20 protein-coding genes and 1 riboswitch are annotated in these 26998 nt (G+C 72.1%); of the genes, 11 read left to right on the top strand and 9 right to left on the bottom strand.

What is annotated here, in order from left to right; genetic code table 11:
• Positions 1–190: 190 nt before the first annotated feature.
• Entirely contained in the window at positions 191–715 is a 525-nt protein-coding gene (locus tag AB0I16_RS05045; protein ID WP_363247940.1) for a DoxX family protein, read from the top strand.
• Between the two features lie 13 nt (positions 716–728).
• Here AB0I16_RS05045 and AB0I16_RS05040 read toward each other — a convergent pair whose 3' ends face one another.
• Together AB0I16_RS05040 and AB0I16_RS05035 are read right to left on the bottom strand one after the other, a co-directional pair.
• Positions 729–968, bottom strand: a complete 240-nt coding sequence (locus AB0I16_RS05040) for a hypothetical protein (RefSeq protein ID WP_363247939.1) — start codon at positions 966–968, stop codon at positions 729–731.
• The gene (locus tag AB0I16_RS05035; protein WP_363247938.1) at positions 955–2319 is read right to left on the bottom strand and encodes a PspC domain-containing protein; all 1365 of its coding nucleotides are present in this window, start codon (positions 2317–2319) and stop codon (positions 955–957) included. The genes AB0I16_RS05040 and AB0I16_RS05035 overlap by 14 nt, the downstream gene beginning before the upstream one ends.
• A 184-nt stretch (positions 2320–2503) precedes the next feature.
• Between AB0I16_RS05035 and AB0I16_RS05030 the strand changes: the two genes are divergently transcribed.
• Both AB0I16_RS05030 and AB0I16_RS05025 read left to right on the top strand, forming a co-directional pair.
• Positions 2504–3793 carry a PspC domain-containing protein gene (locus AB0I16_RS05030; RefSeq protein ID WP_363247937.1) on the top strand — a complete coding sequence of 430 codons (1290 nt, stop codon included), beginning with the start codon at positions 2504–2506 and terminating at the stop codon, positions 3791–3793.
• Complete coding sequence (locus AB0I16_RS05025; protein ID WP_363247936.1) at positions 3790–4521, top strand: response regulator transcription factor; 732 nt, start codon at positions 3790–3792, stop codon at positions 4519–4521. Before AB0I16_RS05030 ends, AB0I16_RS05025 begins: the two co-directional genes overlap by 4 nt.
• A gap of 118 nt (positions 4522–4639) precedes the next feature.
• On the opposite strand, the gene AB0I16_RS05020 is transcribed toward AB0I16_RS05025, so the two are convergent.
• Entirely contained in the window at positions 4640–5710 is a 1071-nt protein-coding gene (locus AB0I16_RS05020) for an NlpC/P60 family protein (RefSeq protein WP_363247935.1), read from the bottom strand.
• A 347-nt stretch (positions 5711–6057) separates the two neighbouring features.
• Between AB0I16_RS05020 and AB0I16_RS05015 the strand changes: the two genes are divergently transcribed.
• Positions 6058–6411 (top strand): hypothetical protein, encoded by a 354-nt coding sequence (locus tag AB0I16_RS05015; RefSeq protein ID WP_363247934.1) that lies wholly within the window; start codon positions 6058–6060, stop codon positions 6409–6411.
• A 147-nt stretch (positions 6412–6558) separates the two neighbouring features.
• On the opposite strand, the gene AB0I16_RS05010 is transcribed toward AB0I16_RS05015, so the two are convergent.
• The gene (locus AB0I16_RS05010; protein ID WP_363247933.1) at positions 6559–7761 is read right to left on the bottom strand and encodes a C40 family peptidase; all 1203 of its coding nucleotides are present in this window, start codon (positions 7759–7761) and stop codon (positions 6559–6561) included.
• A gap of 7 nt (positions 7762–7768) precedes the next feature.
• Positions 7769–7925: riboswitch (cyclic di-AMP (ydaO/yuaA leader) on the bottom strand.
• Between the two features lie 257 nt (positions 7926–8182).
• Between AB0I16_RS05010 and pcrA the strand changes: the two genes are divergently transcribed.
• Positions 8183–10750, top strand: coding sequence for a DNA helicase PcrA (gene pcrA, locus AB0I16_RS05005; protein ID WP_363247932.1), 2568 nt, complete (start codon positions 8183–8185; stop codon positions 10748–10750).
• 76 nt (positions 10751–10826) lie between these two features.
• Here the strand turns inward: pcrA and AB0I16_RS05000 are convergent, their stop codons facing one another.
• Both AB0I16_RS05000 and AB0I16_RS04995 read right to left on the bottom strand, forming a co-directional pair.
• Positions 10827–12383, bottom strand: coding sequence for a M23 family metallopeptidase (locus AB0I16_RS05000; RefSeq protein WP_363247931.1), 1557 nt, complete (start codon positions 12381–12383; stop codon positions 10827–10829).
• 300 nt (positions 12384–12683) lie between these two features.
• On the bottom strand, positions 12684–13487 hold the full coding sequence (locus tag AB0I16_RS04995) for an alpha/beta fold hydrolase (RefSeq protein WP_363248119.1): 804 nt from the start codon (positions 13485–13487) through the stop codon (positions 12684–12686).
• 538 nt (positions 13488–14025) lie between these two features.
• Here AB0I16_RS04995 and AB0I16_RS04990 point away from each other — a divergent pair.
• The gene (locus AB0I16_RS04990; protein ID WP_076684918.1) at positions 14026–14442 is read left to right on the top strand and encodes a cobalamin B12-binding domain-containing protein; all 417 of its coding nucleotides are present in this window, start codon (positions 14026–14028) and stop codon (positions 14440–14442) included.
• Between the two features lie 139 nt (positions 14443–14581).
• Here the strand turns inward: AB0I16_RS04990 and AB0I16_RS04985 are convergent, their stop codons facing one another.
• Positions 14582–16516, bottom strand: coding sequence for a DUF5691 domain-containing protein (locus tag AB0I16_RS04985; protein ID WP_363247930.1), 1935 nt, complete (start codon positions 16514–16516; stop codon positions 14582–14584).
• A gap of 155 nt (positions 16517–16671) precedes the next feature.
• Positions 16672–18018 (bottom strand): SWIM zinc finger family protein, encoded by a 1347-nt coding sequence (locus AB0I16_RS04980; protein WP_363247929.1) that lies wholly within the window; start codon positions 18016–18018, stop codon positions 16672–16674.
• Between the two features lie 153 nt (positions 18019–18171).
• Between AB0I16_RS04980 and AB0I16_RS04975 the strand changes: the two genes are divergently transcribed.
• From AB0I16_RS04975 to sucD, 5 genes are all read left to right on the top strand, one after another.
• Complete coding sequence (locus AB0I16_RS04975; RefSeq protein ID WP_363247928.1) at positions 18172–19296, top strand: AAA family ATPase; 1125 nt, start codon at positions 18172–18174, stop codon at positions 19294–19296.
• Complete coding sequence (locus AB0I16_RS04970; RefSeq protein ID WP_363247927.1) at positions 19293–21797, top strand: DUF5682 family protein; 2505 nt, start codon at positions 19293–19295, stop codon at positions 21795–21797. The genes AB0I16_RS04975 and AB0I16_RS04970 overlap by 4 nt, the downstream gene beginning before the upstream one ends.
• A 246-nt stretch (positions 21798–22043) precedes the next feature.
• Positions 22044–23246 (top strand): VWA domain-containing protein, encoded by a 1203-nt coding sequence (locus AB0I16_RS04965; protein WP_363248118.1) that lies wholly within the window; start codon positions 22044–22046, stop codon positions 23244–23246.
• A 333-nt stretch (positions 23247–23579) separates the two neighbouring features.
• Positions 23580–24758, top strand: coding sequence for an ADP-forming succinate--CoA ligase subunit beta (gene sucC, locus AB0I16_RS04960; RefSeq protein ID WP_363247926.1), 1179 nt, complete (start codon positions 23580–23582; stop codon positions 24756–24758).
• A gap of 21 nt (positions 24759–24779) precedes the next feature.
• The gene (sucD, locus tag AB0I16_RS04955) at positions 24780–25664 is read left to right on the top strand and encodes a succinate--CoA ligase subunit alpha (protein ID WP_062782865.1); all 885 of its coding nucleotides are present in this window, start codon (positions 24780–24782) and stop codon (positions 25662–25664) included.
• Positions 25665–25789: 125 nt separating this feature from the next.
• Here sucD and AB0I16_RS04950 read toward each other — a convergent pair whose 3' ends face one another.
• Complete coding sequence (locus tag AB0I16_RS04950) at positions 25790–26962, bottom strand: helix-turn-helix domain-containing protein (RefSeq protein WP_363247925.1); 1173 nt, start codon at positions 26960–26962, stop codon at positions 25790–25792.
• Positions 26963–26998 lie beyond the last annotated feature (36 nt).

Below are 26998 nucleotides of genomic sequence, written 5' to 3'. Positions count from 1 at the left end.
ACCAGCCGGCCCAGCCACCGGCCGACCCCCCTCGCCTGAAGCATCGCAACTCTCCTCCCCTCAAGATTTCGAACGATGTCGTGCAGGATTCCGCGCGGGATGCTCCGAGACCCGACGCAGACGGATGAGCAACCGCCCCTTCTTCTCCGTATGGTCAGGTGACGGGTCGACGGGAGAGGCGGCGAGAGCCATGGCTCACGGCATGCGGACGGACAGCCACACCCACTGCGCCAGGCGTGAAGACCGGCGGACGACCGCCTCCCGCTACGCCCTGGTCCCCCTACGGATCTTCCTCGGCGTCACCTTCATCTACGCCGGTCTGGACAAGCTCACCGACGACGTCTTCATGCGGGCGAGCGGTGTCGGGTCGATCGGGCAGATGATGACCGACATCCGCGACATCTCCGCGATCCCCTCCCTGGTCGATCTCTCGCTGAAGAGCCCCGTCGGCTTCGGCTACACCATCGCCTTCGGTGAACTGGCCGTCGGCATCGGCACCCTGCTCGGCCTCTTCACCCGTATCGCCGCACTGGGCGGTGCGCTGATCTCGCTCAGCCTGTGGCTGACGGTCAGCTGGGCCACCGAGCCCTACTACTACGGCAACGACCTCGCCTATCTGATGGCATGGCTGCCGCTGGTACTCGCCGGGGCCTCCGTCCTCTCCGTCGACGCCATGCTCGCCGGCCGCCGCAGGGGCGCCCGGGGGCCTCGCTAGCCGCGGAGCCCGATCAGTCGCGCGGCTCCCCGCCGGACCGGGGGCGGCCACCCGTACGGGCCGCGCCGCGCGGGCGTATGCCATGGATCGCCGCCGTCACGCCTGCGAGGAGCAGCCCCGCCATCACCATGGGCAGCGCGACGAACCACGGTGCGTCCCAGGCACCTCCGGCGTCGCCCGCGTACACGACGGCGACCGCCAGGATGCTGAGGCCCGCCACCAGCTTGCCGGGGTGTGATTCATGACGTAGCACGGGTCACCTTCGCTTGTCCGACGCCTACTTCGAGGCGCAGATCGAGCGTGCCGCCGTCCTTGCCGCCCGAAGACGGCTCCAGCGTCACCTTCTTCTCCCTGCCTGGAGCGATGTCCAGGTCCTTGCCGCCGTCGTCCGGCAACACGATGTCGCCGACGCCCACTTCGGCGTCGAGCCGCACGGTGGCGTCCTTCGGCACGATCACCCTCAGGTCGCCCATGCCGACCTCGGCGCTTGTCTCCAGCGTCTGGCCCTTGCCGAGGTCGATCCTGCTCAGGTCGAGCTTGCCCGTCCCGAGACCCACCTCGTACTGGGGGCGGACATCGGCCGCCGTGGTCGGTATCCAGTCCGTCCGGGCATAGTGCGTGGTGATGTTCTTCGGCAGGGCCGCCGTGGCCGCGAGGAGCCCGGCGGTGATGACCGCAAGCACGATCGATCCCGCTCCCGTGCGTCCCAGGAAGGCGCTGACCGCGATGCCGAGACCGAACACCGCGAGCGCACACGCCAGACCCGCCTGCAAGGTCGTGCCCAGCGGATGCTCGTGCCAGGTCAGCCCCGTGCCGAGGCCGCCGGCCAGCAGTGCGAACAGGAAGACCCAGCCACCGATCCAGCGCGGTCCACGGGGCTTCGGGGGCCGGACGGACGCGGCTCCCGCGCCGGGCGCGCCATGGTGGTGTCCCGACGGCTCATAGCGGATCTCCAGACCTTGCGGGCCCCAGAAGTAGCCCGAGGGCCCGTCGTGCGTGCCGTCCTTCACTATGGGGTCGCGCCACCAGGAGGGGCCGAAGGTGACCGGCGGCGCCTTCGCCTCGGGCGGAGCGTCCGCCGCGGCCTGCGCCGCGACCGGGTCGGGGGCGAGGGCCCCGCGCTGCTGCGACCAGTACCCCGCGCCCGCAAGGAGCAGGGCGAGGACGGCGGCGAACGTCAGCGCCCCGCCGTTGTTCAGCAAGGTGAGGAACACTCCGCAGCCCACGAGGGCGAACAGCACGGCGGTCAGCGCCTGGCCGTCCACCCGGCCGGAGAGGAGCCTGCGCGCCTCGTTCTCCTCCTCGTCCTCGTACGGGACGAAGAGCCACGCGAAGCCGTAGAAGACCAGACCGAGACCGCTCGTGATCGAGAGGACTGCGAGGCCGATGCGGAAGATCACCGGGTCCATGTCGCAGTGCCGGCCGAGCCCCGCGCACACACCGCCGAGCCGCTTGTGACGGCGATCGCGGCGGAACTTCCGCGAGTCTGCGGCCAGCTCCTGCCCCAGGCCGCCCACGGGGCCGCCCGAAGCGCCGTACGCACCGCGCAGGGCGTCGTGGATGGCGGCCTCGGTCTCCGTCTCGGTGGGCTGCTGATCTGTCATGTGTCCATGGTGACGGCCGTGAGCGCGGCGCGGCAGTCGGGACAACCCTGGCCGGACCCTGATATCGCCCCTGAGACGTCTCGGGCACGGACCCTGACAGGGGCGGGACGGGGGCCGAGATCAGGGAAGTCTCGGGGATCGACCCTGATGCCCCCGCTCGCGCCCGCGTGTGAATATCGATGACATGCCGGAGACCGCCGCACCACCCATCGACGCCGTCCGACCGCTGCGCAAGCTCTACCGCAGCGGCGACGGCCGCTGGCTCGGTGGTGTCGCACGCGGTCTCGCCGGGCACCTCGGGCTGCCCGTGATCTGGGTGCGGCTGATCTTCGTCGGCCTGGCCACGGCGGACGGTCTCGGCGCTCTTCTGTACGCGGCGTTCTGGTTCTTCGTCCCGCTCGGCATCGGAGGTGTGGACGCGGAGCGGCCGCCCGCGGCCGTCACGACCGAGCTCTCACCCGACGGCCGGCGAAGACTCGTGGCGCGCAAGCCGGACAAGGGGCAGATCGTCGCGCTCCTCGCGATGGTCGTCGTCGCCATGGCGTTCGTGAGCAACGTGAATCTGGACGGCTCGACCAAGGCCTATGTCGTCCCGTCCCTGCTCGTCGCCGCCGGCGTCGCTCTTGTCTGGCGGCAGGCCGACAACGCCCGCAGGGCCCGCTGGATGGCGGTCGGCCGTCGTCGGCGCACCCTGACGCTGGCCCGCTCGGCTGCCGGGGTGCTCCTGGTCGGTGCCGGTGTCTCCGGCATCTTCGTGCTCCAGGGGTCGGCCGCCCACCTGGGGGCCGTGCTGCAGGCCGCGCTGGCCGTGCTGGTCGGCATCGCGCTCCTCGCCGGCCCCTATCTCGTCCGCATGACGCAGGATCTCTCGGAGGAGCGGCTGATGCGCATCCGGGCCCAGGAGAGAGCAGAGGTCGCCGCCCACGTGCATGACTCCGTGCTGCACACACTCACCCTGATCCAGCGCAACGCCGAGAGCGCGAGCGAGGTGCGCCGCCTCGCCCGTGCCCAGGAGCGCGACCTGCGCGCCTGGCTCTACAACCCGGAGGGCACCGGCAAGGACGAGGACGAGGAGCCCGACACCCTCGCCGAGGCGGTCCGTCGCAGCGCGGCGGAGGTCGAGGACAAGCACGGCGTGCCCATCGAGGTCGTCGTGGTCGGCGACTGCCCGCTCGACGAGCGGCTGAGCGCGCAGATGCAGGCCGCGAGGGAAGCGATGGTGAACGCCGCCAAGTACGGTGGCGAGGGCGGCGCGGTGCAGGTCTTCGCCGAAGTCGAGGGAGAGACGGTGTTCGTGTCCGTCCGGGACCGCGGCCCCGGCTTCGACCTGGATTCCGTGCCGGACGACCGCATGGGCGTACGAGAATCGATCATCGGCCGCATGCAGCGCAACGGCGGCACGGCGCGGCTGCGCGCGGTGCCCGGCGGCGGCACGGAAGTCGAGCTGGAAATGGAGAGGACGGCGACGACATGAGCGACGCGACCGAGGCGAACGAGCCCGTGGAGCCGACCGGTTCGGACGAGGGCGGCGGTGCGGGCGGGCGTCGCGTGCGGGTCGTGCTCGTCGACGACCACCGGATGTTCCGCACCGGGGTGCAGGCGGAGATCGGCCGGACCGACGTCACCGGCGTCGAGGTGGTCGGAGAGGCGGCCGATGTCGACCAGGCGGTCACGACCATCACGGCCACACGGCCCGAGGTCGTCCTTCTCGACGTGCACCTGCCCGGTGGCGGAGGTGTGGAAGTGCTGCGCCGCTGCGCGCCGTTGATGGCGGACGCGGAGAATCCGGTGCGCTTCCTCGCGCTCTCGGTCTCCGATGCCGCCGAGGACGTCATCGGTGTCATCCGCGGCGGCGCCCGCGGGTATGTCACCAAGACCATCACCGGCACCGACCTGGTGGATTCGATCTTCCGGGTGCAGGACGGCGACGCGGTGTTCTCGCCGCGTCTGGCCGGCTTCGTCCTGGACGCCTTCGCCTCCACCGACGCGCCGCCGGTCGACGAGGACCTGGACCGCCTCACTCAGCGGGAGCGGGAGGTCCTGCGGCTCATCGCGCGCGGGTATGCGTACAAGGAGATCGCCAAGCAGCTGTTCATCTCCGTGAAGACCGTTGAGTCGCATGTGTCGGCGGTCCTGCGGAAGCTGCAGCTCTCCAACCGCCACGAGCTGACACGGTGGGCGACGGCGCGGCGGCTGGTCTGAGCGGAGCCATCGGCAGTGCAGTGCGCGAGGCCGAGGCGGCGGGACGACCGGGTTCGACGAGGGCAAGGGGCCGGTCAGTGGGCGGCGTCTGCCGAGGGCATCGGCCCGGGCCGGCTGCTCAAGCCACCCGCGTGGCTCCCGCGAACGGCATCTGGTCGACCGGTGCCAGCCGGACCGGAGCGCTCGGGTTGGGGGCGTGGATCATCTGACCGTTGCCCACGTAGATGCCTACGTGGCTGATGCCGGAGTAGAAGAACACCAGGTCACCGGGGCGGAGCCCGGAGCGGGGCACGCGCTCGCCCGCGGCGATCTGCGCATAGGAGGTGCGGGGCAGTGAGACGCCTGCCGCGCGGTACGCGGCCTGGGTGAGCCCTGAGCAGTCGAAGGCGTCGGGGCCTGTGGCGCCCCACACGTAGGGGCTGCCGATCGCCTGGTACGCGTAGGAGACGGCGGATGCCGCCCGGGCGTTGGGAGCCTTCGACGCAGCCCCTGCCGCCTGCCGGGCATCCGTGCGGGACGTCCGGGGGCCGTCGGCGTCCGCCTGGCCTTCGATGCGCTCGTCCGTGGCTTCCGCGCGCTGCTCGGCGGTGAGCCGGGAGAGGAGTCGCTTGGCCTCGGAGAGCTTTCCGGTGACCGTGGCCTTGTGCTTGCGCAGCTCCGCCTGGCGTGCCCGGAGGGTGGCCAGGCGGCCGTCGGCCTCGTCGTGCAGCTGGTCGATGCCCCGCAGATGCTCCCGTACGCCGCTGACCGTGGCGGCCTGGTGGCTGCCGGCCCGGTCGGCGAGCGAGGCGCGCTCCAGGTACTGCTCGGGGTCCGAGGAGAGCGCGAGCTGCAGGGAGGGATCGAGGCCGCCGGCGCGGTACTGGGCGGTCGCGTAGGAGCCGAGGCTCTGCCGGGCGGTGTTGAGCCTCTGCGTCCTGCGGGCCGCCTCGTCACGCAGCTCGCCCAGCGATTTCTCCGCCTTGTCGACCTTCTCCTTGGCGCCGTTGTACTTCTCGGTGGCGATCTCCGCCTCGTGGTACAGCGCGTCGACCTTCGACCTCACCTCGGCCGGGCCGAGCTGCGGCTCCGCGTGCCCCGTGCCGTCGAAGGCGGTCGCGGAGGCGGCTCCCGCGAGGACGATCGTGGCGGCTGTGCGGGCCGTGCTCCCGCTGAACGAGCGGTGCCGGGGCTTGCGGTGTGCTGCCACGAAGAGAGCTCCTCACATGTCCGGCGGCGGCCCGCACAGGGGGAGCGGACCGCCGCCGGACCTTTCTCGGCGGTGGTGTCCGACTGCCGCCCGTGCGCCGGGCGGCATTGGGGAGCCGGTCACCTGGGGAAGGACGCTAAGCGGGGCCGTCACGGGTTGGCCGCGGATTGTGCGCAACTGTCGTGAGTGGGCGGAACGGTGAACGGGTCTGACCGTGGCGGTCGCGAAGCGGGGCGGCCTTCGTGTACGGCCCTGACCGATACGGCGGATACAACCGTCCGGCCCTCGCAGAGCTGCTACGGGCCCGCCTGCGACCGGCGTGGGGGGCGAGGGTTAGGCTCCGGCCCATGGACGTACTCATCCATCTCTTCGTCGCCCTGCACATCATCGGCATCGCCTGCCTCCTGGGCGGCTTCCTGACCCAGATGAAGCAGATGGGCCAGGGCACGGCCCGCTTCGTCCCGGCGATGCTGCACGGTGCGCTGACCATGCTCGTCACCGGTGTGGTCCTGGTGGGCCTCAACCAGGCCGACGACAACGCGGTCAACAACCTCAAGATCGGCATCAAGATGGCCGTGCTGATCGTGATCCTCGCGCTGGTCTATGTGAAGCGTGACGAGGAGAAGATCGACAAGGGCGTGTTCGGGGCGGTGGGGCTGCTGACCACGGCGAACATCTTCATCGCCGTGCTGTGGACCTGATGCCGGGCTGCTGAGAACGGGACCAGGGAAACGCCCTCCACGCACGCGTGGAGGGCGTTTTCGTCTTCCGTGGTGCCGTTTCCGTAGTCACTCCGGCACCGGCAGGGCGAGGCGCGGTGCGGTGCGGCAGGGTGCGGAGAGATGGAGCTAGGCCGGGCGCACCACGCTGTGGATCGGCATGTAGTAGATGGACTCGACGCGGACGTTCGCGCCCGGCTTCGGGGCGTGGATCATCTTGCCGTCGCCCGTGTAGATCCCTACGTGGCTGATGTCGTCGTAGAAGAAGACCAGGTCACCCGGTTCGGCGTCCGCCGTCTTCACGGTCGTCCCGACCTTGACCTGGTCCCATGTGGTGCGCGGCAGTGATATCCCGGCGGCCTTCCAGGCGTCCTGGGTGAGGCCGGAGCAGTCGTAGGAGTCGGGGCCCGCGGCGCCCCACACGTAGGGCTTGCCGATCTGGGCCTCCGCGAAGTCGATGACCTTCGCGGCCTTGGTGGCGTAGCTCCCGTCCGAGCTTCCGGAGCCGGAGCCGGAACCGGAACCTGTGCCCGGGCCAGAACCCGAGCCGGTGCCCTGACCGTCTCCCCGCTCCTTCTCCCGTTCCCGCTGCGCCGCCTCCTCGGCCCGGCGCTCGCGCTCCGCCTCGGCGGCCTGCTCGCGGGCCAGCCTCTCGGCCTTCCGCTTCGCCTCCCGCTCCCTCTCGCGCTCGATCGCCGCGAGCCGTGCCTTCTCCTCGGCGGTCAGGTCCGACAGCAGCTCGCGCGCCTCGCCCAGCTTCTTCTGGACGGTCCGCTTGCTGGTCCGCAGGTCGTCCCGCGAGTCGGTCAGCGTCCCAAGGCTCCTCGCCGCCTTCGTGCGCTGCTTCGTCGCCGCCGCCCGCTGCGTCTCGTAGTCGTCGACGGCCTTCTTCTGCCGCGTGGTCAGCCGGTCCGCCAGGTGATTCTGGTCGAAATAGCCCTGCGGATCGTCGGCCAGCAACATCGTTGCCGTCTCCGAGACGCCTCCGGTGCGGTACTGCGCGGCGGCGAAGGAGCCGAGTTCCTGACGTGCGTCGTTCAGCTTGTCCGTGCGTTTGGCCACATCGTCCAGGAGGTGGTCGACCTTCTTGCGCTGCTTCTCGGTCTTCTCCTTGGCCGAGTTGTACTTCTGGGTGGCCACGCCCGCCTGGTGGTAGAGGTCGTCGACCTTCTTCCGCACCTCTTCGAGGCTGGGCCTCGTGGGCGAGGCGGGCGCGGCCTGGGCGCTCTGCGACAGAAGCGCCACGGAGGTGAGGGCGGCCGTGGTGATGCCGACGGCGGGGGCGGTGCGGACTCCGGCCGGCCGGTTCCGCGGCTTGCGGTGCGACGCCAAGGGAGGCGACTCCTTCCGTAGCCCGCCTACCGGGTTAGCTGTCGGGTTCGGGCGGATGGTCCGGAAGGTTGCCCTACGGTTCCGTACTGCGCACGGGACCGATTCACCCCAGGTTCTCGGTGGGTCCCCGGCTCCGAACATGTCGGACTCGGCGGGGGCCGCGCGTTCCCGGCGGGGTTCGCCGGTGGGAATACGAGCGGCCCGCGCAGCACGCTAGCCAACTTGTGCGACGCCTGTGAAGGTCGATGCTCGATATGCCCGATACGTTTTCGTGACGTTACGAGGCTCCGGCGCGGCCCGTGCGCAGCGTGCCCACAGGGCCGTCTCGGACGGTGTCCGGCCGTGGACATGCCGTGAGCGACGGACGGGTCGGCGGAACCCGGCGCGGGTTGTCAGTGGGTCCGCCTAGACTCGGGAGGCGATGAGCAGCCTCTTTGACGACAGCTTCCTGGCGGACCTGCAGCCCTCCCGGGCCGCGGACGAAGAACACCCGCCCCCGCCCGAGGACAGCGCTCCGGAGCACGTTCCGGACGATTTGTTCGACGGGAAGTTCGACGCGCCCATGACCCGGGACACGCACTACCGGGACGGTGCCCCGCGCCCGGTGACCGACCCGGCGACGCTGCTCGAAGGACTGAACGAGAACCAGCGCGCGGCCGTCGTGCACGCGGGTTCCCCGCTGCTCATCGTCGCCGGCGCGGGCTCCGGCAAGACCCGCGTCCTGACCCACCGCATCGCGTACCTCCTCGCCGAGCGCGGTGTGCACCCGGGCCAGATCCTCGCGATCACCTTCACGAACAAGGCCGCGGGCGAGATGAAGGAGCGCGTCGAGCAGCTCGTGGGCCCCCGGGCCAACGCGATGTGGGTGTCGACGTTCCACAGCGCCTGCGTCCGCATCCTGCGCCGCGAGTACAAGAAGCTGGGCTTCACGTCCTCGTTCTCGATCTACGATGCCGCGGACTCCAAGCGCCTGATGGCCCTGGTCTGCCGCGACCTCGATCTCGACCCCAAGAAGTTCCCGCCGAAGTCGTTCAGCGCCAAGATCTCCAACCTCAAGAACGAGCTGATCGACGAGGAGGACTTCGCGGGCCAGGTCGCTGGGGGCACCTCCCAGGCCGGCGGCTCTGGGGGAGGCTTCGAGCAGACCCTCGCCCAGGCCTATGCCATGTACCAGTCACGTCTCCGCGAGGCGAACGCACTGGACTTCGACGACCTGATCATGACGACGGTCAACCTCCTGCGCGCCTTCCCGGACGTCGCCGAGCACTACCGCCGCCGCTTCCGCCACGTCATGGTCGACGAGTACCAGGACACGAACCACGCGCAGTACGCCCTGGTGCGCGAGCTGGTCGGCCCCTCCGGGGGCGAGGGCGACGACCCGGCCGAGCTGTGCGTGGTGGGTGACGCGGACCAGTCGATCTACGCCTTCCGCGGCGCCACCATCCGCAACATCCTCCAGTTCGAGGAGGACTACACGGACGCGACGACGATCCTCCTCGAACAGAACTACCGCTCCACGCAGACGATCCTGACGGCGGCCAACGCGGTCATCGAGCGGAACGAGAGCCGCCGCCCGAAGAACCTCTGGACCAACCAGGGCGCGGGCGCGCGCATCACCGGCTATGTGGCGGACACCGAGCACGACGAGGCGCAGTTCGTCGCCGACGAGATCGACCGCCTGGTGGACGCGGGAGACGCGAAGGCCGGCGACGTCGCGATCTTCTACCGGACGAACGCGCAGTCCCGCGTCTTCGAAGAGATCTTCATCCGCGTCGGCCTGCCCTACAAGGTCGTCGGCGGCGTCCGCTTCTACGAGCGCAAGGAGGTCCGCGATGTGCTGGCCTACCTGCGCGTTCTCGCCAACCCCGAGGACGCCGTCCCGCTGCGGCGCATCCTGAACGTACCCAAGAGGGGCATCGGCGACCGTGCCGAGGCGATGATCGACGCGCTCTCGCAGCGCGAGAGGATCTCCTTCCCGCAGGCGCTGCACCGTGTCGACGAGGCATACGGAATGGCGGCCCGCTCCACGAACGCCGTCAAGCGGTTCAACACGCTGATGGAAGAGCTGCGGACCATCGTCGAGTCGGGCGCGGGCCCGGCCGTCGTCCTGGAAGCCGTACTCGAACGCACGGGCTATCTGGCCGAGTTGCAGGCCTCGACGGACCCGCAGGACGAGACCCGCATCGAGAACCTCCAGGAGCTCGCGGCCGTAGCGCTGGAGTTCGAGCAGGAGAACGCCCAGCGGGAAGAGGCCCAGACCGCCGGTGGTGAGGCTGCGGCGGGCGATGCGGGAGCAGGTGAGGCGGGAGCAGGCGATGCGGTGACGGCGCCGGCAGGATCGCTCTCCGACTTCCTTGAGCGTGTCGCACTGGTCGCCGACTCGGACCAGATTCCGGATGAGGAGGACGACGGCTCCGGAGTCATCACCTTGATGACGCTCCACACCGCCAAGGGCCTGGAGTTCCCTGTCGTGTTCCTGACCGGCATGGAGGACGGCGTCTTCCCGCACATGCGCTCCCTCAGCCAGGTCAAGGAGCTGGAGGAGGAGCGCCGCCTGGCGTACGTGGGCATCACGCGCGCACGGGAGCGGCTCTACCTCACGCGCTCCTCGATGCGCAGCGCCTGGGGCACGCCCTCCTACAACCCGCCGTCGCGCTTCCTCGAAGAGATTCCGGATACGCATCTGGACTGGAAGCGGAAGGGCTCCGTCGGCGCTCCGGCGTCGTCAGGCCCGGCTGCGGGCATCGCCTCGTCGCTGTCCTCGTCGCGGTCGCGCGCGGGGGGCGCGCAGGGCTTCGCCACGCGCCGCGCCTCGGAGAAGCCGGTGGTCTCGCTGGCCGTCGGGGACCGGGTCACGCACGACCAGTTCGGCCTCGGCACCGTGGTCGGAGTGAAGGGCACGGGGGCGAACGCGGAGGCGACGGTGGACTTCGGCGAGCCCAAGCCGAAGCGGCTCCTGCTGCGGTACGCGCCGGTCGAGAAGCTCTGACGCCTACGGCCTGGTCGGACCCGAGCGACGACCAGGCCGTACGGACGGCGGGCGTCGGAGGCTTCGACGGCCGGGGCTACGTCGGGTCGAGGCCGTGGCTGCGCAGCCACGGCAGCGGGTCGATCGCCGAGCCGCCGCCGGGACGCACCTCGAAGTGCAGGTGCGGGCCGGTGGAGTTGCCGGAGTTGCCGGAGAAGGCGATGACGTCGCCCGCCTTCACGGGACCGCTGGAGATCTTGTGCGTGGAGAGGTGGCAGTACCACGTCTCCGTGCCGTCCTTGGCCGTCACGATCGCCATGTTGCCGTAGGCGCTGTTCCACTTCGTGGAGACGGTCCCGTCGGTCACCGCCATGACCTCCGAGCCGTACGACACGGGGAAGTCGATGCCGGAGTGTGCCGACATCCAGTTGACGCCGGCCTGGCCGTAGGAGGCGCTGAGCCCGTGCTGCTTCACCGGCAGGACGAACTTGGGACGGAGCCGTTCCTTGCGTGCCGCTTCCGCCGCCGCCTGCTTCTCGGCGGCCGCCCTCTCGGCCTTGAGGTCGATGCGCTCCTGCGTGCGGCTCGCGCGGTCGGCGAAGTCGCCGGCGTCGGCGGAGAGGTTCGCGAGCTGGGTGTCCAGCTTGTTGTTGGCGGTCGAGGGCTTCACGGACGTGACGTCCGGGGCCGAGGCCGTCGTCTCCCTCTTGTCGTTGCCGCCGAAGTCGCCCACCGAGGCGGCGGCCACACCGGCGACACCCATCACACAGGCCGAGGGCACGGCGACGGTGAACAGGGCGGAACGCTTCGCGGGCGTACGGCGACGGGTCCGTGAACGGCCCTGGCCGGAGCCGCCGTTCTTCGCGCGGGAGGCGCGCGGCGCGGTGCCCGGGGCCACCGTGACCGGTTCGTGCTCCGCGGTGTCGTGGAGGGCGTCGGCCTCGTGGGGGACGTCGGCGGAGATTTCGTACGGGTCGGCGAGCTCGTACGACTGCGAGTCTCGGAGGTCTGCGACGTCTGCGACGTCTGCGAGGTCCGCATGATCCGCGAGGTCGGCAGGGTCCGTGAGGTCCGCGGGGCCCGTGAGGTGCTCAGAGTGCTCGGGATGCGAGTGGTGCGGGTGGTGCGTGTCGCCGGCGGAGTTCCACGCCGTGGCGTCGTACGCCGCCCCCGTGTCGAAGGCCGGTGTCTCCCACTGCCCGGTCTGCGGCGCCTGGTTCCAGGCGGTGGTGTCCCACTGGCCGGTGCCGTCGGGGGTCGGCTGCGCCGGGATGTCCGCGAGGTGCTGCGCGTCACCGAGGTGCTGGTGGCCGCCGGTCGCCCACGCAGAGGTGGTCTCGAAGCCGCCGGTGTCGTACGTGGCGGTGTGGTGCTGCGCGGCGTACGCGTCGTAGCCGATGGCCGGCTGGGGCCCCGTGTCGGTCGCCCACTGGCCGGTGCCGTGGTCACCGCCGGGCATGTCGCCGAAGAGCGGGTCCACCGCGAAGGTACCGGTGTCGATGGCGCCGGTGTCGAAACCGCCGGTGGAGTAGGCGTCGTAGCCAGGGCCACCGTGATGGGCACTGTGCGCGTCGTACGCCGCGTAGTGGGCGTACTCGGCGTCGGGTGCCGAGGGCTGGGGAGTCGAGCTCCCCGACGGGTGACGGTCGTTCACCAACTTCTCTTTCGCCTCGGCAGCAAGGGCGGAGCAGTGCGGCGACTGTACCCGGCGGTATACGGGCGCGACAATCTTCGGCAGGTTTCATGCTCTCAGGAAACGGGCATTCGGCCGCCTTTCGGCGGACTGCGGGCACAGCTTTGGCTTTGCGTTCGAGAGGTGTTCGATGTCTTGCGTCAAGCGTGTGGTCGCGGGACCGAGTATTTTGCGCCTGATGTCCGGTAGTTGATGGTCGGTCCCCGCTTCGGGCAGCCTTGACGGTTCGGGTGTGTCCTGGATGGATTGCGGGCTTCCGCTTCAGGCGACCGTGAGGCCGGACGGTGCCTCCCTGGCGTCTGCTCCCGGCTCGGTCAGATCCAGGGCCTGGCGTATGCCGTTCGCGACGGCCGGGTGGACGGGCAGCGCGAGATGACCGATCCCGGTCACGCGGACGTTCTGCACGATCAGGTCCGGGTGGTCCACGCACGCCGTCTCCAGCGGGACCATGATCTGGTCGAGGTCGCTCCAGAAACTCACGAACTGGGTGCGGCAGCCCGGTGCCGGTTCCTTCAGCTCCTCGATCACGGCGGAGCCGGGCCGCATCTGCCGGACGATGGGGTGCGCGTTTGCCAGGGGTGCGACACGGGTGCCCGCGTGCGGCGTCCCCAGTGTGATCAGGGTGCGGATGCGCGTGTCGCCCCCGAGGCGCTGGACGTAGTAACGCGCGATCAGCCCGCCCAGGCTGTGCCCGACGATGTCGATCCGGGGGCGGCCGGAGCGCTCGCAGAACTCTTCGACATGGCGGCCCAGCAGGGCGGCGGCGGTGGGGATGTCGCAGGTCAGCGGCGAGTAGTTGAGGGACTCCACGCGGCGTCCACCGTGCTGGGCGAGAGCGCGGCGGAGCAGGACGAAGACGGAGCGGTTGTCGATGAAGCCGTGCAGGAGAAGGACCGGAGGCTTCTCGTCCGCCGGGAGGCGGGGCGCGTCGGCCGGGGGCCGCACCGGGTTCGGATTCGCCCAGCGTTCCTGGGCGATGCCCGACGGATAGAGGAGGAGATGCCCCGCGAGGATCGCCAGTTCGAGGGCGGTGGACTTGAGGAGGGCCACGGAGACGCCGGCCATTCGGGCCGAAAGCGCGGACAGGCCCGGCAGCGCCGTCAGGAAGGGCGGCGCGGGCAGCGGAAGGCCCAGAAGGCGAAAGGGGCGGACCCCTGTGACCGGCATCGTCGACCTCCCGACCGGCGCACGGGAAGACGGCTCCGCACCCCGTGTGCCCTAGGGGGAGTCGTGGCCAAGGAGTCGGCGCACGACGGCGACGTCCTCCACCGATCGGTGGCCCCGTGCCCCCGTTGCGTCGCCGATGTACCGCGCCATCCACCGTGCCCTGCCGGTGGTGGCCCGGCGATCTCGTCGCGGCTCCCCTCGCGCCTGGCCCGGATGCGGAGGGCGAACCGGCGCGTGGCCGAAGGACCCCTGAACAGCGGACGGGCGCGCAGCGAACGTGTCCCACTGTGTGATTTCCCCCTCCCTGTCCACCGCGAAACTGCCGCGTGCGGGATGCTGGCGATAACGTTCGTTCACTTCCCCGGCCGTGCGGCTCGGGGTATCTGTGCTGGGACAGACGGATGTCGGTACGGATATTCGGTACATGGAGGCAGTGATGGGTGTGGCAGCCGGGCCTATCCGCGTGGTGGTCGCCAAGCCGGGGCTCGACGGGCACGATCGCGGGGCCAAGGTGATCGCGCGGGCGCTGCGCGACGCCGGCATGGAGGTCATCTACACCGGGCTGCACCAGACGCCCGAGCAGGTGGTGGACACCGCGATCCAGGAGGACGCCGACGCGATCGGTCTCTCCATCCTGTCCGGGGCGCACAACACGCTGTTCGCGCGGGTGCTCGAACTCCTGAAGGAGCGGGAGGCCGAGGACATCCTGGTGTTCGGCGGTGGCATCATCCCCGAGGCGGACATCGCGCCGCTGAAGGAGAAGGGCGTCGCGGAGATCTTCACGCCGGGTGCCACGACGACCTCGATCGTCGAGTGGGTCCGCGCCAACGTGCGGCAGCCCGCCGGGGCCTGACCCCGGCCGGGCCCCCGCGGCTCGGCGGGCCGTCCGTCTGGCAGAGGCCGGGGCCGAGCCGAGGCAGGACCGTGGCTGGGGCAGAGCCGGAGCCGGGCCCGTGGCTCTTCGGGCGGCCCGTGGCCCCGCCGCCCGCCGCCTATGTCGGCGGCGGTAGCTCGTCCCGTATCGCCGCGCGCAGCCGCAACGTCGTGACCAGGCGTTGGAACGCCTCCGCCCAGTAGCCGCCCGCGCCGGGCGAGGCGTTCTCCGGTTCGTCGGGTATCGCCGTGAGCGCCTCCAGGCGGACGGCCTCCGAGGGGTCGAGGCAGCGCTCCGCCAGGCCCATGACGCCGCTGAAGCTCCAGGGGTAGCTGCCCGCGTCGCGGGCGATGTTCAGCGCGTCCACGACCGCCTGGCCCAGTGGTCCGGTCCAGGGGACGGTGCAGACGGCGAGGAGCTGGAACGCCTCGGACAGGCCGTGCGCCGCGATGAACCCCGCCACCCACTCGGACCGCTCGTCGGCCGGGAGCGCGGCGAGCAGCTTGGACCGTTCGGCGAGCGACACGGCTCCGGGGCCCGCCGCGTCGGGTGACGCGGGCGTGCCGAGCAGGGCTCTCGACCAGACCGCGTCCCGCTGGCGTACGGCGGCGCGGCACCAGGCGGCGTGCAGTTCGTCCCGCCAGCCGTCGGCCACCGGTAGGGCCACTATCTCGGCGGGCGTGCGGTTGCCGAGCCGGGCCGGCCAGGCCGTGAGCGGCGCCGCCTCCACCAGCTGCCCGAGCCACCAGGAGCGCTCGCCCCTGCCGGTGGGCGGCTTGGGGACGACACCGTCGCGCTCCATGCCCGCGTCGCAGGCGTGGGGCGCCTCGACCATGAGGGTGGGGACGCTCGCCACGTGGTCCACCGCCACGTACGAGGCGGCGCGGGACGCCATCCGTCCGGCCAGCGCCGACTCGGGGAGCGCCGAGAGCAGTTCGGCCGCGGTGGAGCGGACGTTGCGGCTGCGGTCGGTGAGGGCCTGCTCCAGGAACGGCTCGTCCGCGGCGGACAGACCGGTCCGCAGCGAGTCGAGGAACATCAGCCGGTCCTCGGCGCGCTCCGTCGGCCACGTCGTCGCGAGCAGCTCACGGGCCGCCTCGGCGTCGTGTGCGCGGAGCGTAGTGAGGAGCGCGACCCGCTCGGCGAAGAGGCCCTCCTCCCAGAGCTGTCTGACCTTCGCGGTCTCCTCCGGGGGCGGCAGGGCCATGCCGCCCCCGGGCGCCGAGCGCAGCGCGAACTTCCAGTCCGGGTTGAGACGGGCCAGCCACAGGGCTCTGGGGCCGGCGAAGGTGAGGGCCTGCGGGCGCAGATCCGTGCGGCCGCGCGCGGCGTTCAGCAGGGCGGGCAGCAGCTCCGGCGGTGCTCCGTACCCCCGTGCGTTGGCCAGAGCCAGCCACTGGGGCAGCAGCTCCATCAGGTCAGGTGCCGCGCCCCGCCGGCCGCCACCGCCCGTGCCCGGCTGATCGGTGAGCAGCGTCGCCAGTCGGCGCCGGGCCGCGGGCGGCACCGGTGGCCTGGGGTCGTCGGCGGCGGGCTCGGGCAGGGCGGCGGCCGCCGCCGGGCGCAGCCCCGCCCTGCGGCGCACGGTCTGCTCCGCCGCCGCGTCGAGGAGGGCGACCGGTGCCTCTTTGCCGGGCGGTGTGAGAAGGGCGTCGGGCAGCGCGCGGCGGTCGGTGCCGAGCAGGGCCGTCGTGACCAGCTCGTCCCAGGGCGGGGGCGCCTGCGGGGCGCGGGCCTGAGAGGGCTCGCCCTGCCCGGTGTCACCCTCTCGGTGCCTGGCCGGGCGCCCTGTCTGCGGTGCCCCGGCCCGCGAGGTCGCGATGCGCGGGGTCTCGGCCGCCGGGTCCTCGGGCCCTGACCTCCCGTCCCGCGGGTTCTCGTCCCGCGCGGTCTGGTCCCGTGGGCTGCCGTCCCGTGCGCTGGCGTCCCGTGGGTTCCCGTCCCGCGCGGTCTGGTCCCGTGCGCTCCCGTCCCGCGGGTTCTCGGCCCGCGCGCTCCCGTCCCGCGCGCTACCGTCCCGCGGGTTCTCGGCCTGCGAAGGTGTGCCGGGCATGTGCTCCTCCTGAGGTGTCTGCTCCTCCTGGGGCTTCCGCTGTTCCCGGGGCGTCCCCGGTCGCTGTCGGGGTGTCCGCTCACCCCGCGGCATCCCTGGTTGCTCCTGGGGCGTCCGCTCACCCCGCGGCGTCTGCCCCTCCTGACGTACGTCCCTCAGCACAGCGGCACCGTCTCTCCCGCGCCCCGCGGCCACGCGGCCAAGGGGGTGAAGCCCTGGTGGCCGCATTCGCCGAAGACCGTCAGTGGGGCGCCGCCCGACAGGGCGACCATCCGCCAGAGGCCCGCCCCCGCCGCCCGCGGTGCCACGGGCAGTGCCGAGGCGCCGTCGGCGTCCGCCAGCTGCCACGATGCGCCGTGCCGGGTCGGTATCACCGCGGAGAGCGTGACCGGCCATGTCTCCAGCCAGGGGTCGTCGCGCAGCGCCTCGCCGTACCGGGCGACGGCCTCGTCCGTGCGTACGCCCGGTGGGCGCCGGACGGTGGGTGCCGGGGCCGTGAACTGTTCGCCCAGCTCCGCCCGGAGCTGCCGCGCCCCCGGATACCCGGTCAGCTCGGCGTCGAGCCGCAGGCCGACGGGCAGGGCGAGCGCGGGGGCCCGGCCCGCCGCCCCGTAGGCGAGCAGGAGCGAAGTGCGGCCGGAGTCCGTCCCGTACAGCCAGATGTGGCGCGTGGTGAGCTTGCCGTCCCAGGTGTCGTACTGCGCGAGGACCAGCCACTGGTCCCGCAGCGGTGGCCCCTCGGGCTGTGCGGGCAGCCCGACGCGGGACCTGACCGTGGCGGCGAGGCCGTCCGGGAGCCCGTCACGGTGCAGCCAGCCCTGGACGAGGAGGTGGAGCAGCGCGCACTCCTCCAGCAGGCGCACGGGCCAGCCGGGCCCCGAGGCCGGGACGGCCCCCAACTCCCGTACGCGTGCCGCGAGGCCAGGTGCCTGGGCGTCGACCATGCGGGCCGCGGTCTCCTCCCACATGCCGTACCCCGCCTGCTCGGCCGCGGCCGTACCTCCGCGCAGCAGGTCACAGAGGCGCTGCTCCAGCTCCGTCACCCCCGCGGTGATCCGCTCGGCCCGCTTCTCCGCTCTCCTGCGCGCTGCCTCGGGGTCGGCGGGAGCCGCGGCGGCCGGGACCGGATTCCGCTTGTCCTCGGCTCTCTTGCGGCGGCCGGCCAGCCACTGCCCGGCCCAGGCCGGCGGCTCACCGTCCGGAACGGTGCCGTCCGTGCCCGCCCAGAGCAGCAGCAGCCCCAACGCGTGCTTGCACGGGAACTTCCGGCTCGGACAACTGCACTTGTACGCCGGGCCCGCCGCGTCCGCGACGTCCACGATCGTCTGATACGGCTTGCTGCCACTGCCCTTGCACAGCCCCCACACCGTCCCCTCGCTCGAACTGCCCGCCTCCGACCACGGGCCGGCGACACCGAGTTTGCTCCCCGCCTTGCGTGACGAGGCGTCAGGCGCCAGTGCCAGCACCTGATCCGCCGTCCAGCGCACCCCCTGCTGAGTCATGTCTCGAAGGTAGGTCCCGCCACTGACAATCGGCCCGGCCGTGTACGTTTCCGCAGGTCAGCGATGCGAGAGGGTCGATTGTCAGTGGCGTGGTGCACGGTGGAACCACATCCGGGCCAGACGAGCCCGGACGAGCTGGAGGGGGATCGCTCCATGTCCGTATCCGTCGACTCGACGACGTCCGCGACCGCGAATCGGGCCGAGGCCCTGCGGCCCCACGCCGAGCACGCGTTCGCCGCCGAACTGGCCGCGCTCGCCGCGCAGGACGACTGGCCGCGCCCGCAGCGGTGGAAGCTGTCGCCGTGGGCCGTCGCGACGTATCTGCTCGGCGGCACGCTGCCCGACGGCACGGTGATCACACCGAAGTACGTGGGGCCCCGCCGCATCGTCGAGGTGGCCGTCACCACCCTCGCGACCGACCGCGCCCTGCTCCTGCTCGGTGTGCCCGGCACCGCCAAGACCTGGGTGTCGGAGCACCTGGCCGCGGCGGTCAGCGGTGACTCGACGCTGCTCGTGCAGGGCACGGCGGGCACACCGGAGGAAGCCATCCGGTACGGGTGGAACTACGCGCAGCTCCTCGCCCACGGCCCCAGCCGTGACGCGCTCGTGCCCAGCCCCGTCATGCGCGCCATGTCCGACGGCATGACGGCACGGGTCGAGGAGCTGACCCGCATCCCGGCGGACGTGCAGGACACGCTGATCACGATCCTGTCCGAGAAGACCCTGCCCATCCCGGAGCTCGGCCAGGAGGTCCAGGCGGTACGGGGATTCAACCTCATCGCCACGGCCAACGACCGCGACCGCGGGGTCAACGACCTGTCGAGCGCCCTGCGCCGTCGCTTCAACACGGTCGTCCTGCCGCTGCCGGCGAGCGCCGACGCCGAGGTCGACATCGTCGCGCGCCGCGTCGACCAGATCGGACGCTCGCTCGACCTGCCGGCGGGCCCCGAGGGCATCGACGAGATACGGCGCGTCGTCACCGTCTTCCGCGAGCTGCGCGACGGCGTGACGGCCGACGGGCGTACGAAGGTGAAGTCGCCCAGCGGCACGCTGTCGACCGCCGAGGCGATCTCCGTCGTCACCAACGGCCTCGCCCTGGCGGCCCACTTCGGGGACGGCGTCCTGCGCCCCGGCGACGTCGCGGCCGGCATCCTCGGCGCCGTCGTCCGCGATCCGGCGGCGGACCGGGTGATCTGGCAGGAGTACCTGGAGGCGGTCGTGCGCGAGCGCGACGGCTGGAAGGACTTCTACCGCGCCTGCCGCGAGGTGAGCGTATGACCAGGTCGGGGGAGGGGGCCGAGAGCGGGGCGCTGCTGCTCGGGGTGCGGCACCACGGGCCGGGCTCGGCGAGGGCGGTGCGGGCCGCGCTCGACGCGGTGCTGCCGGACGCCGTGCTCGTCGAGGGGCCGCCCGAGGCCGACCCGCTGGTGGGGCTCGCCGCCGACGAGGGGATGCGGCCGCCCGTGGCGCTGCTCGCGCACGTGGTGGACGAGCCGGGCCGCTCGGCGTTCTGGCCGCTCGCCGAGTTCTCCCCGGAGTGGGTGGCCATCCGGTGGGCCGTCGGGCGGGGCGTGCCGGTCCGCTTCATCGACCTGCCGGCCGCGCAGTCGCTGGCGCGGACGGAGGAGCCGGCGGGGGCCGAAGGGGGAGGTGGGGCATCGGAAGGGGACGGTGAAGCCTCCGCGGGGGAGGAGGCCGTGCGCGTCGATCCGCTGGCCGTGCTCGCCGAGACCGCCGGGTACGACGATCCCGAGCGGTGGTGGGAGGACGTGGTCGAGCACCGCGCGACGGAGAGTGACGCGTTGGCGCCCTTCGAGGCGCTCGGCGATGCCATGGAGGCCCTGCGCGAGACCTATGGGGACGGCGGGCACGGCCGTGACCTGATCCGCGAGGCGTACATGCGGCTTCAGACGCGGGCCGCCGTACGGGAGTTCGGGGCGGGGCGCGTGGCCGTGGTGTGCGGGGCCTGGCATGTGCCTGCCCTGCGGCGGAGGACGACCGTGGCCGCCGACCGGGCGCTGCTCAAGGGGCTGCCCAAGGTGAAGGCGGAGATGACGTGGGTGCCGTGGACCCACCGGAGGCTCTCCCGGACCAGTGGGTACGGCGCGGGAATCGTGTCCCCCGGGTGGTACGGCCACCTGTTCAGCGCCCCGGACCGACCCGTCGAGCGCTGGATGACCAAGGTCGCGGGGCTGCTGCGCGACGAGGACAGGCTCGTCTCGTCCGCGCACGTCATCGAGGCGGTCCGGCTCGCCGACACGCTCGCCGCGATGCGGGGGAGGCCGCTGGCCGGGCTCACCGAGACCACCGACGCCGTGCGGGCGGTGATGTGCGAGGGCTCGGACGTGCCGCTCGCCCTGGTGCACGACAAGCTGGTCGTCGGCGATGTCCTGGGCGAAGTGCCCGAGTCGGCGCCGGCGGTGCCGCTGCAGCGTGACCTCACGCGGTTGCAGCGCAGACTGCGGCTCAAACCGGAGGCGCTCGACCGGGAGCTGGAGCTGGACCTGCGCAAGGAGACGGACGCGGCGCGCAGCACGCTGCTGCACCGTCTGCGGCTCCTCGGGGTCGGCTGGGGGGAGCCGGCGCGGTCGCGGGGGAGCACGGGGACGTTCCGGGAGACCTGGCGGCTGCGGTGGGAGCCGGAGCTGTCGGTCCGGGTCGCGGAGGCGGGCGTCTGGGGCACGACGGTGCTGGGCGCGGCCACCGGCAAGGCGTCCGCGGACGCGGTCGGTACGGGGGCGCTGGCCGACGTCACGGCACTCGCCGAGCGGTGCCTGCTGGCGGAGCTGCCGGACGCGCTGCCGGTGGTGATGCGGGTCCTCGCCGACCGCGCGGCGCTGGACGCGGACGTCGGGCACCTCGCGCAGGCGCTGCCCGCGCTGGTGCGGTCGCTGCGGTACGGGGACGTGCGGGGCACGGACACGGCGGCGCTCGGCGAAGTGGCCCTCGGTCTCGCCGAGCGGGTCTTCGTGGGGTTGCCGGGTGCGTGCGCGGGCCTCGACACGGACGCGGCGCTGGAGATGCGGGGCCATGTCGACGCGGTGCATCAGGCGGTGGGGCTGCTCGGCGAGTTCGGGCCCGGAGGTGCCGGGGGCGCCGGGGGTGACGTGGCGGGGCCCGGAACCGAGGCCGCGCCCGACGTCCGTGCCCGGTGGTGGTCGGTGCTGCGGCTGCTGGCGCAGCGGGACGCCGTGGCCGGGGTCGTCCGGGGGCGCAGCGTGCGGCTGCTCCTGGACAGCGGGGAACTGGCGGACGAGGAGGCCGCCCGCCTCATGGGCCTGGCGCTGTCACGGGGCAGCGAGCCCGCCGAAGGAGCCGCCTGGATCGAGGGCTTCGTCGGCGGCGGCTCCGGGGGCGGCATGCTGCTCGTCCACGACCAGCGCCTGCTGGGCCTGGTGGACGCGTGGCTCAGCGGGGTGTCGGACGAGGCATTCATCGACGTACTGCCGCTGCTGCGGCGCACGTTCTCGGCGTACGAGCCGGGGGTGCGGCGGACCCTGGGCGAGCTGGTCCGCCGGGGCCCCGCCACGGCCGGGCCCCCGACGACCGGCCTAGGCATACCCGGCTTCGCCGAGGACCTGGACGCGGAGCGCGCGGACGCCGTGGTGCCGACGGTGCGGTTGCTGCTCGGGCTGACGGGAGCGGGTACCGCCCCGGCGGGGGCAGATGCCGGCCGGGCCGGGCCTGTTGCCGAGCCGGCCGGGACGGGCGCCGAGCCGACGGGGGCGGGTGCCGAGCCGACGGAGGCGGGTGCCGGCCGGGCAGGGGCGGCGAGGTGACCGCCACCGGGACGGTGACCGCCACCGGGCCCTCGGCTCGGAGCGGTGGGCCACCGGCTGGGGCGCGGTAGGGGGTGGCGCCGGCGCTGGAGGGGGCGGCATCGGCGGTGGCGGGGCCGCGGTAGATCCGGGGCGGCGGCTGCTGAGTCGTACAGAGGGATCGCCACGGCGATGGCGGGGACAGGCGTGAAGGCGAGCCGGCGGGAGCCGATGCGAGCCGGCGAGGAGTGTGGTGGCGTGACAGGCATGGCGGGGCGTGGCGGGGCAGGGGAGGCGGTCGGAGTGAGTGGCATGGGGGACGAGCGGTTGCGGCGGTGGCGGCTGGTGCTCGGCGGCGGCGGGGCCGACGGGACCGGGTGCGAGCTCGGGGGGCGGGACGCCGCGATGGACGGGGCGCTTCAGGCGCTGTACGGGGGAGCGGGCGACAAGGGCGGCCGGAAGCAGGGACAGGAGCGGGCCGCGGGGCTCGGGGGGTCCGCGCCGGCGGTGGCGCGGTGGCTGGGGGACATCCGGACGTACTTCCCCTCGTCCGTCGTCCAGGTGATGCAGCGCGACGCCATCGACCGGCTCGGGCTCTCCGCGCTGCTCCTCGAACCGGAGATGCTGGAGGCCGTCGAGGCGGACGTCCACCTGGTGGGCACGCTGCTCTCGCTCAACAAGGCCATGCCGGAGACGACCAAGGAGACCGCGCGAGCCGTCGTACGCAAGGTCGTCGAGGAGCTGGAGAAGCGGCTCGCGACGCGGACCCGCGCCACCCTCACCGGCGCGCTCGACCGCAGCGCGCGCGTCAGCAGGCCGCGCCACCACGACATCGACTGGAACCGCACGATCGCGGTGAACCTGAAGAACTACCTGCCGGAGTACCGGACGGTCGTGCCCGAGCGGCTCATCGGGTACGGGCGGGCCTCGCAGTCCGTGAAGAAGGAGGTCGTCCTCTGCATCGACCAGTCGGGTTCGATGGCGGCGTCCGTGGTGTACGCCTCGGTGTTCGGGGCGGTGCTGGGTTCGATGCGTTCGCTGAACACGCGGCTCGTCGTCTTCGACACCAACGTCGTCGACCTGACCGAGCAGCTCGACGATCCGGTGGACGTCCTGTTCGGCACGCAGCTGGGCGGCGGCACGGACATCAACCGCGCCCTCGCCTACTGCCAGTCGCAGATCAGCCGTCCCGCCGACACCGTCGTCGTCCTCATCAGCGACCTCTACGAAGGCGGCATCCGTGACGAGATGCTGAAGCGGGTCGCGGCGATGAAGGCGTCCGGAGTGCAGTTCGTGACGCTGCTCGCGCTCTCCGACGAGGGGGCACCGGCGTACGACCGCGAGCACGCCGCGGCGCTCGCCGCGCTGGACGCGCCGGCCTTCGCGTGCACACCCGACCTCTTCCCGGAGGTGATGGCCGCCGCGATCGAGAAGCGCCCTCTCCCCATACCCGACACGGCGGTGGCGTGACCGCGGGCGCGGAAGCGTGACGCACATCTCGTACGCCGGCCGATTGCCGGAGCAACGGGAGCAAATGGGCGGCACCCGGGCGCCGTTCGGAGCCGGCCCGGTGCCCGGCGGCGCACGATCTGTGACCGTCATCACCGCCCAAATGTGATCTGCGATTTAGGGAGGCGCGGCCCGCGGCGATAACCTGCGAGACGGACATGCCGCGTACTGGACTCCGTCCTACGCCTCCCTTGTGACAGCGCAGTCACGTTGCCCTCCGCGGCACGCCCACGCAGACAGCTGACACCAAAGCAGCGAGATCGCAGCGAGATCACGGATAAGGGACGGACGCGCGTGGACCTGTTCGAGTACCAGGCGAGGGACCTCTTCGCCAAGCACGGTGTACCGGTGCTGGCCGGTGAAGTCATCGACACGCCTGAGGCGGCGCGCGAGGCCACCGAGCGACTGGGCGGCAAGTCGGTCGTCAAGGCGCAGGTGAAGGTCGGTGGCCGCGGCAAGGCCGGCGGCGTGAAGCTGGCGGGGACCCCGGACGAGGCCGTCGCTCGCGCGACGGACATCCTCGGCATGGACATCAAGGGCCACACGGTCCACAAGGTGATGATCGCCGAGCTGTCCCCGGAGATCGAGGCGGAGTACTACGTCTCGTACCTCCTCGACCGCACCAACCGCACCTTCCTGGCCATGGCGTCGGTGCAGGGCGGCATGGACATCGAGGAGGTCGCGGAGAAGACCCCCGAGGCCCTCGCGAAGGTCCCGGTCGACTCCAACGACGGTGTCACCATCGAGAAGGCCCGCGAGATCGTGGCGCAGGCGAAGTTCCCGGCCGACGTGGCCGAGAAGGTCGCCGAGGCCATGGTGACCCTGTGGGACACCTTCGTCGCCGAGGACGCGCTCCTCGTCGAGGTCAACCCGCTGGTGAAGACCAAGGACGGTCGCATCCTGGCCCTGGACGGCAAGGTCTCGCTCGACGAGAACGCCGACTTCCGCCAGCCCGAGCACGAGGCGCTTGAGGACAAGGCCGCAGCCAACCCGCTTGAGGCTGCCGCCAAGGCCAAGGGTCTCAACTACGTGAAGCTCGACGGCGAGGTCGGCATCATCGGCAACGGCGCGGGTCTCGTCATGAGCACCCTCGATGTCGTCGCGTACGCCGGTGAGAACCACGGCGGCGTGAAGCCCGCCAACTTCCTCGACATCGGTGGCGGCGCCTCCGCCGAGGTCATGGCGAACGGCCTGGAGATCATCCTCGGCGACACGGACGTCAAGTCCGTCTTCGTCAACGTGTTCGGTGGCATCACCGCGTGCGACGAGGTCGCCAATGGCATCGTGCAGGCCCTGGAGCTGCTCGCGTCCAAGGGTGAGAAGGTCGAGAAGCCGCTGGTCGTGCGTCTCGACGGCAACAACGCGGAGCTGGGTCGCAAGATCCTCAGCGACGCCAACCACCCGCTCGTGCAGCGCGTGGACACCATGGACGGCGCGGCCGACAAGGCCGCCGAGCTCGCGGCTTCGAAGTAAGGGACGAGGGACAGAACAGCCATGGCTATCTTCCTCAACAAGGACAGCAAGGTCATCGTCCAGGGCATGACCGGTGCCACGGGCATGAAGCACACCAAGCTCATGCTGGGTGACGGCACCAACATCGTCGGCGGCGTGAACCCGCGCAAGGCCGGCACGTCCGTCGACTTCGACGGCACGGAGGTGCCGGTCTTCGGCACCGTCAAGGAGGCCATGGAGAAGACGGGCGCCAACGTCTCCGTCCTCTTCGTGCCGCCGGCCTTCTCCAAGGCCGCCGTCGTCGAGGCCATCGACGCCGAGATCCCCCTCGCCGTGGTCATCACGGAGGGCATCGCCGTCCACGACTCCGCCGCCTTCTGGGCGTACGCGAAGGCCAAGGGCAACAAGACCCGCATCATCGGCCCGAACTGCCCCGGCCTCATCACCCCGGGCCAGTCCAACGCCGGCATCATCCCGGGCGACATCACGAAGCCGGGCCGCATCGGCCTGGTCTCGAAGTCCGGCACGCTGACGTACCAGATGATGTACGAGCTGCGTGACATCGGCTTCTCCTCGGCCGTCGGCATCGGTGGCGACCCGGTCATCGGCACGACGCACATCGACGCCCTGGAGGCGTTCGAGGCCGACCCCGACACCGACCTGATCGTCATGATCGGTGAGATCGGCGGCGACGCCGAGGAGCGCGCGGCGGACTTCATCAAGGCCAACGTGACGAAGCCGGTCGTCGGCTACGTCGCGGGCTTCACGGCGCCCGAGGGCAAGACGATGGGCCACGCGGGCGCCATCGTCTCCGGCTCCTCCGGCACCGCCGCCGCGAAGAAGGAGGCCCTTGAGGCCGCCGGCGTCAAGGTCGGCAAGACGCCGACCGAGACCGCCAAGCTCGCGCGCGAGATCCTCGCCGGCTGATCAGGGCGTCCGGCCCAGCGGTTCAGAAGTGGGCCCGCGTCTCCTCTGGGGGACGCGGGCCCACTTCTTCGTTTTCGGAGTGCCGGCCGGGGGCCGGGGGCCGGGGGCCGGGGTGCGAGGGTGTGCTAGCCGAGGCCCGGGGTGAGGCGGCCGGGGCCCGTCGACAGCTGGGCGTCGAGGTAGGCGTGGAGGGTGCGGGAGCGGCCGTTCAGGGGGGACGGGCCCATGTACGCGGGGACGCCGGTGATCGTCTTGCCGGGGGACAGGGGGGCCTCGTAGCGGGTCGGGGCCGTGCGCAGCGTCAGGGACGTCGCTCCGATGATCAGGGCGGTGAACGCGATCGCCGCGCGGGTCCACACGCGGGTGCGGTGCTCGCCGCGCAGGCGGACGTGTTCCGGTTCGGGGGGCCGGAGACCCGCGGCGGCGGCCAGTTCGCCGAGGCGGCGGTGGAGGTCCTCGGGGGCCGTCAGGTCGGGCAGGGCCTCGGCCACCGCCTCGCGCGCGTGCATCAGTCGGTGCGCGGTGGCCGGAGTGCTCGCCTGCGTCTCGGCGGCGGTCTCCGGCAGGTCGAGGCCCACGCCGTCGTAGAGCAGCAGGGTGCGGCGCTGGGCGGGCGGCAGGTCCATGAGGACGCGGAAGAGGGCGCGGTCGGCCGGTTCCGGGGGCGGGGGGTCCGGGTGGCGCAGGCCGGGGCGGAAGCGGTGCCAGGGGGACATCGCGTACTCGTGCACGGCGGCCCGTACCCAGCCTGCGGGGTCGCGGTCCACGGCCACCTCCGGCCACCTCTGCCACGCGTGCTGGAAGGCACGCTCCACCGACTCCTGGGCCAGGCGCCGCCTGCCGGTGAGCAGGTAGGCCTGGCGGACCAGGGTGCCCGCGGTGTGGGCGCAGAGGGCGTCGAAGACGTGCGCGGGCCGGGGGTCGTCCTCGGGACGGGGCGCCTCCGCCCAACGCGGGCCCGGCCTCGCCCCCGGCCCCGGCTCCGCCCGCGCTCCCGGCTCTGCCCGCGCTCCCGGCTCCGACAGTGGCTCGGCCCGTCCACTCCGCTCGGCCCGCCCACCCCGCCGGACCCGCTCAGAGGCCCCCGGCGCCCCCGTGGCCGCGAAGGTCGTCAGGAGCTTCTCGTAGGCCTTGCCCTCGCGGCCCTCCGGGGGGACGCGGCCGGACTCCCAGGAGCGGACCGTCTCGTGCGGGATGCCGAGCGTGGCGGCCAGTTCGGCCTGGGTCAGTGACTTCGCCTCGCGCAGCCTGCGTCGTTCCTCGGGAGACGGCAGAGGCGTGGCAGGGCTCTGGGTCATGTCGGACTCTCCGCAGCGTGGGCCGACGCACGCGGA

This window comes from Streptomyces sp. NPDC050703, from assembly GCF_040654435.1.
Lineage (GTDB): Bacteria > Actinomycetota > Actinomycetes > Streptomycetales > Streptomycetaceae > Streptomyces.
This window is presented reverse-complemented; position numbering and strand designations above follow the sequence as displayed.

Coding starts and splice junctions, on each gene's coding strand:
- AB0I16_RS05045 (WP_363247940.1), top strand. CDS start 191: ATGGCTCACGGCATGCGGACGGACAGCCACACCCACTGCGCCAGGCGT.
- AB0I16_RS05035 (WP_363247938.1), bottom strand. CDS start 2,319: ATGACAGATCAGCAGCCCACCGAGACGGAGACCGAGGCCGCCATCCAC.
- AB0I16_RS05030 (WP_363247937.1), top strand. CDS start 2,504: ATGCCGGAGACCGCCGCACCACCCATCGACGCCGTCCGACCGCTGCGC.
- AB0I16_RS05025 (WP_363247936.1), top strand. CDS start 3,790: ATGAGCGACGCGACCGAGGCGAACGAGCCCGTGGAGCCGACCGGTTCG.
- AB0I16_RS05015 (WP_363247934.1), top strand. CDS start 6,058: ATGGACGTACTCATCCATCTCTTCGTCGCCCTGCACATCATCGGCATC.
- pcrA (WP_363247932.1), top strand. CDS start 8,183: ATGAGCAGCCTCTTTGACGACAGCTTCCTGGCGGACCTGCAGCCCTCC.
- AB0I16_RS04995 (WP_363248119.1), bottom strand. CDS start 13,487: ATGGCCGGCGTCTCCGTGGCCCTCCTCAAGTCCACCGCCCTCGAACTG.
- AB0I16_RS04990 (WP_076684918.1), top strand. CDS start 14,026: ATGGGTGTGGCAGCCGGGCCTATCCGCGTGGTGGTCGCCAAGCCGGGG.
- AB0I16_RS04985 (WP_363247930.1), bottom strand. CDS start 16,516: ATGCCCGGCACACCTTCGCAGGCCGAGAACCCGCGGGACGGTAGCGCG.
- AB0I16_RS04980 (WP_363247929.1), bottom strand. CDS start 18,018: ATGACTCAGCAGGGGGTGCGCTGGACGGCGGATCAGGTGCTGGCACTG.
- AB0I16_RS04975 (WP_363247928.1), top strand. CDS start 18,172: ATGTCCGTATCCGTCGACTCGACGACGTCCGCGACCGCGAATCGGGCC.
- AB0I16_RS04970 (WP_363247927.1), top strand. CDS start 19,293: ATGACCAGGTCGGGGGAGGGGGCCGAGAGCGGGGCGCTGCTGCTCGGG.
- AB0I16_RS04965 (WP_363248118.1), top strand. CDS start 22,044: ATGGCGGGGCGTGGCGGGGCAGGGGAGGCGGTCGGAGTGAGTGGCATG.
- sucD (WP_062782865.1), top strand. CDS start 24,780: ATGGCTATCTTCCTCAACAAGGACAGCAAGGTCATCGTCCAGGGCATG.
- AB0I16_RS04950 (WP_363247925.1), bottom strand. CDS start 26,962: ATGACCCAGAGCCCTGCCACGCCTCTGCCGTCTCCCGAGGAACGACGC.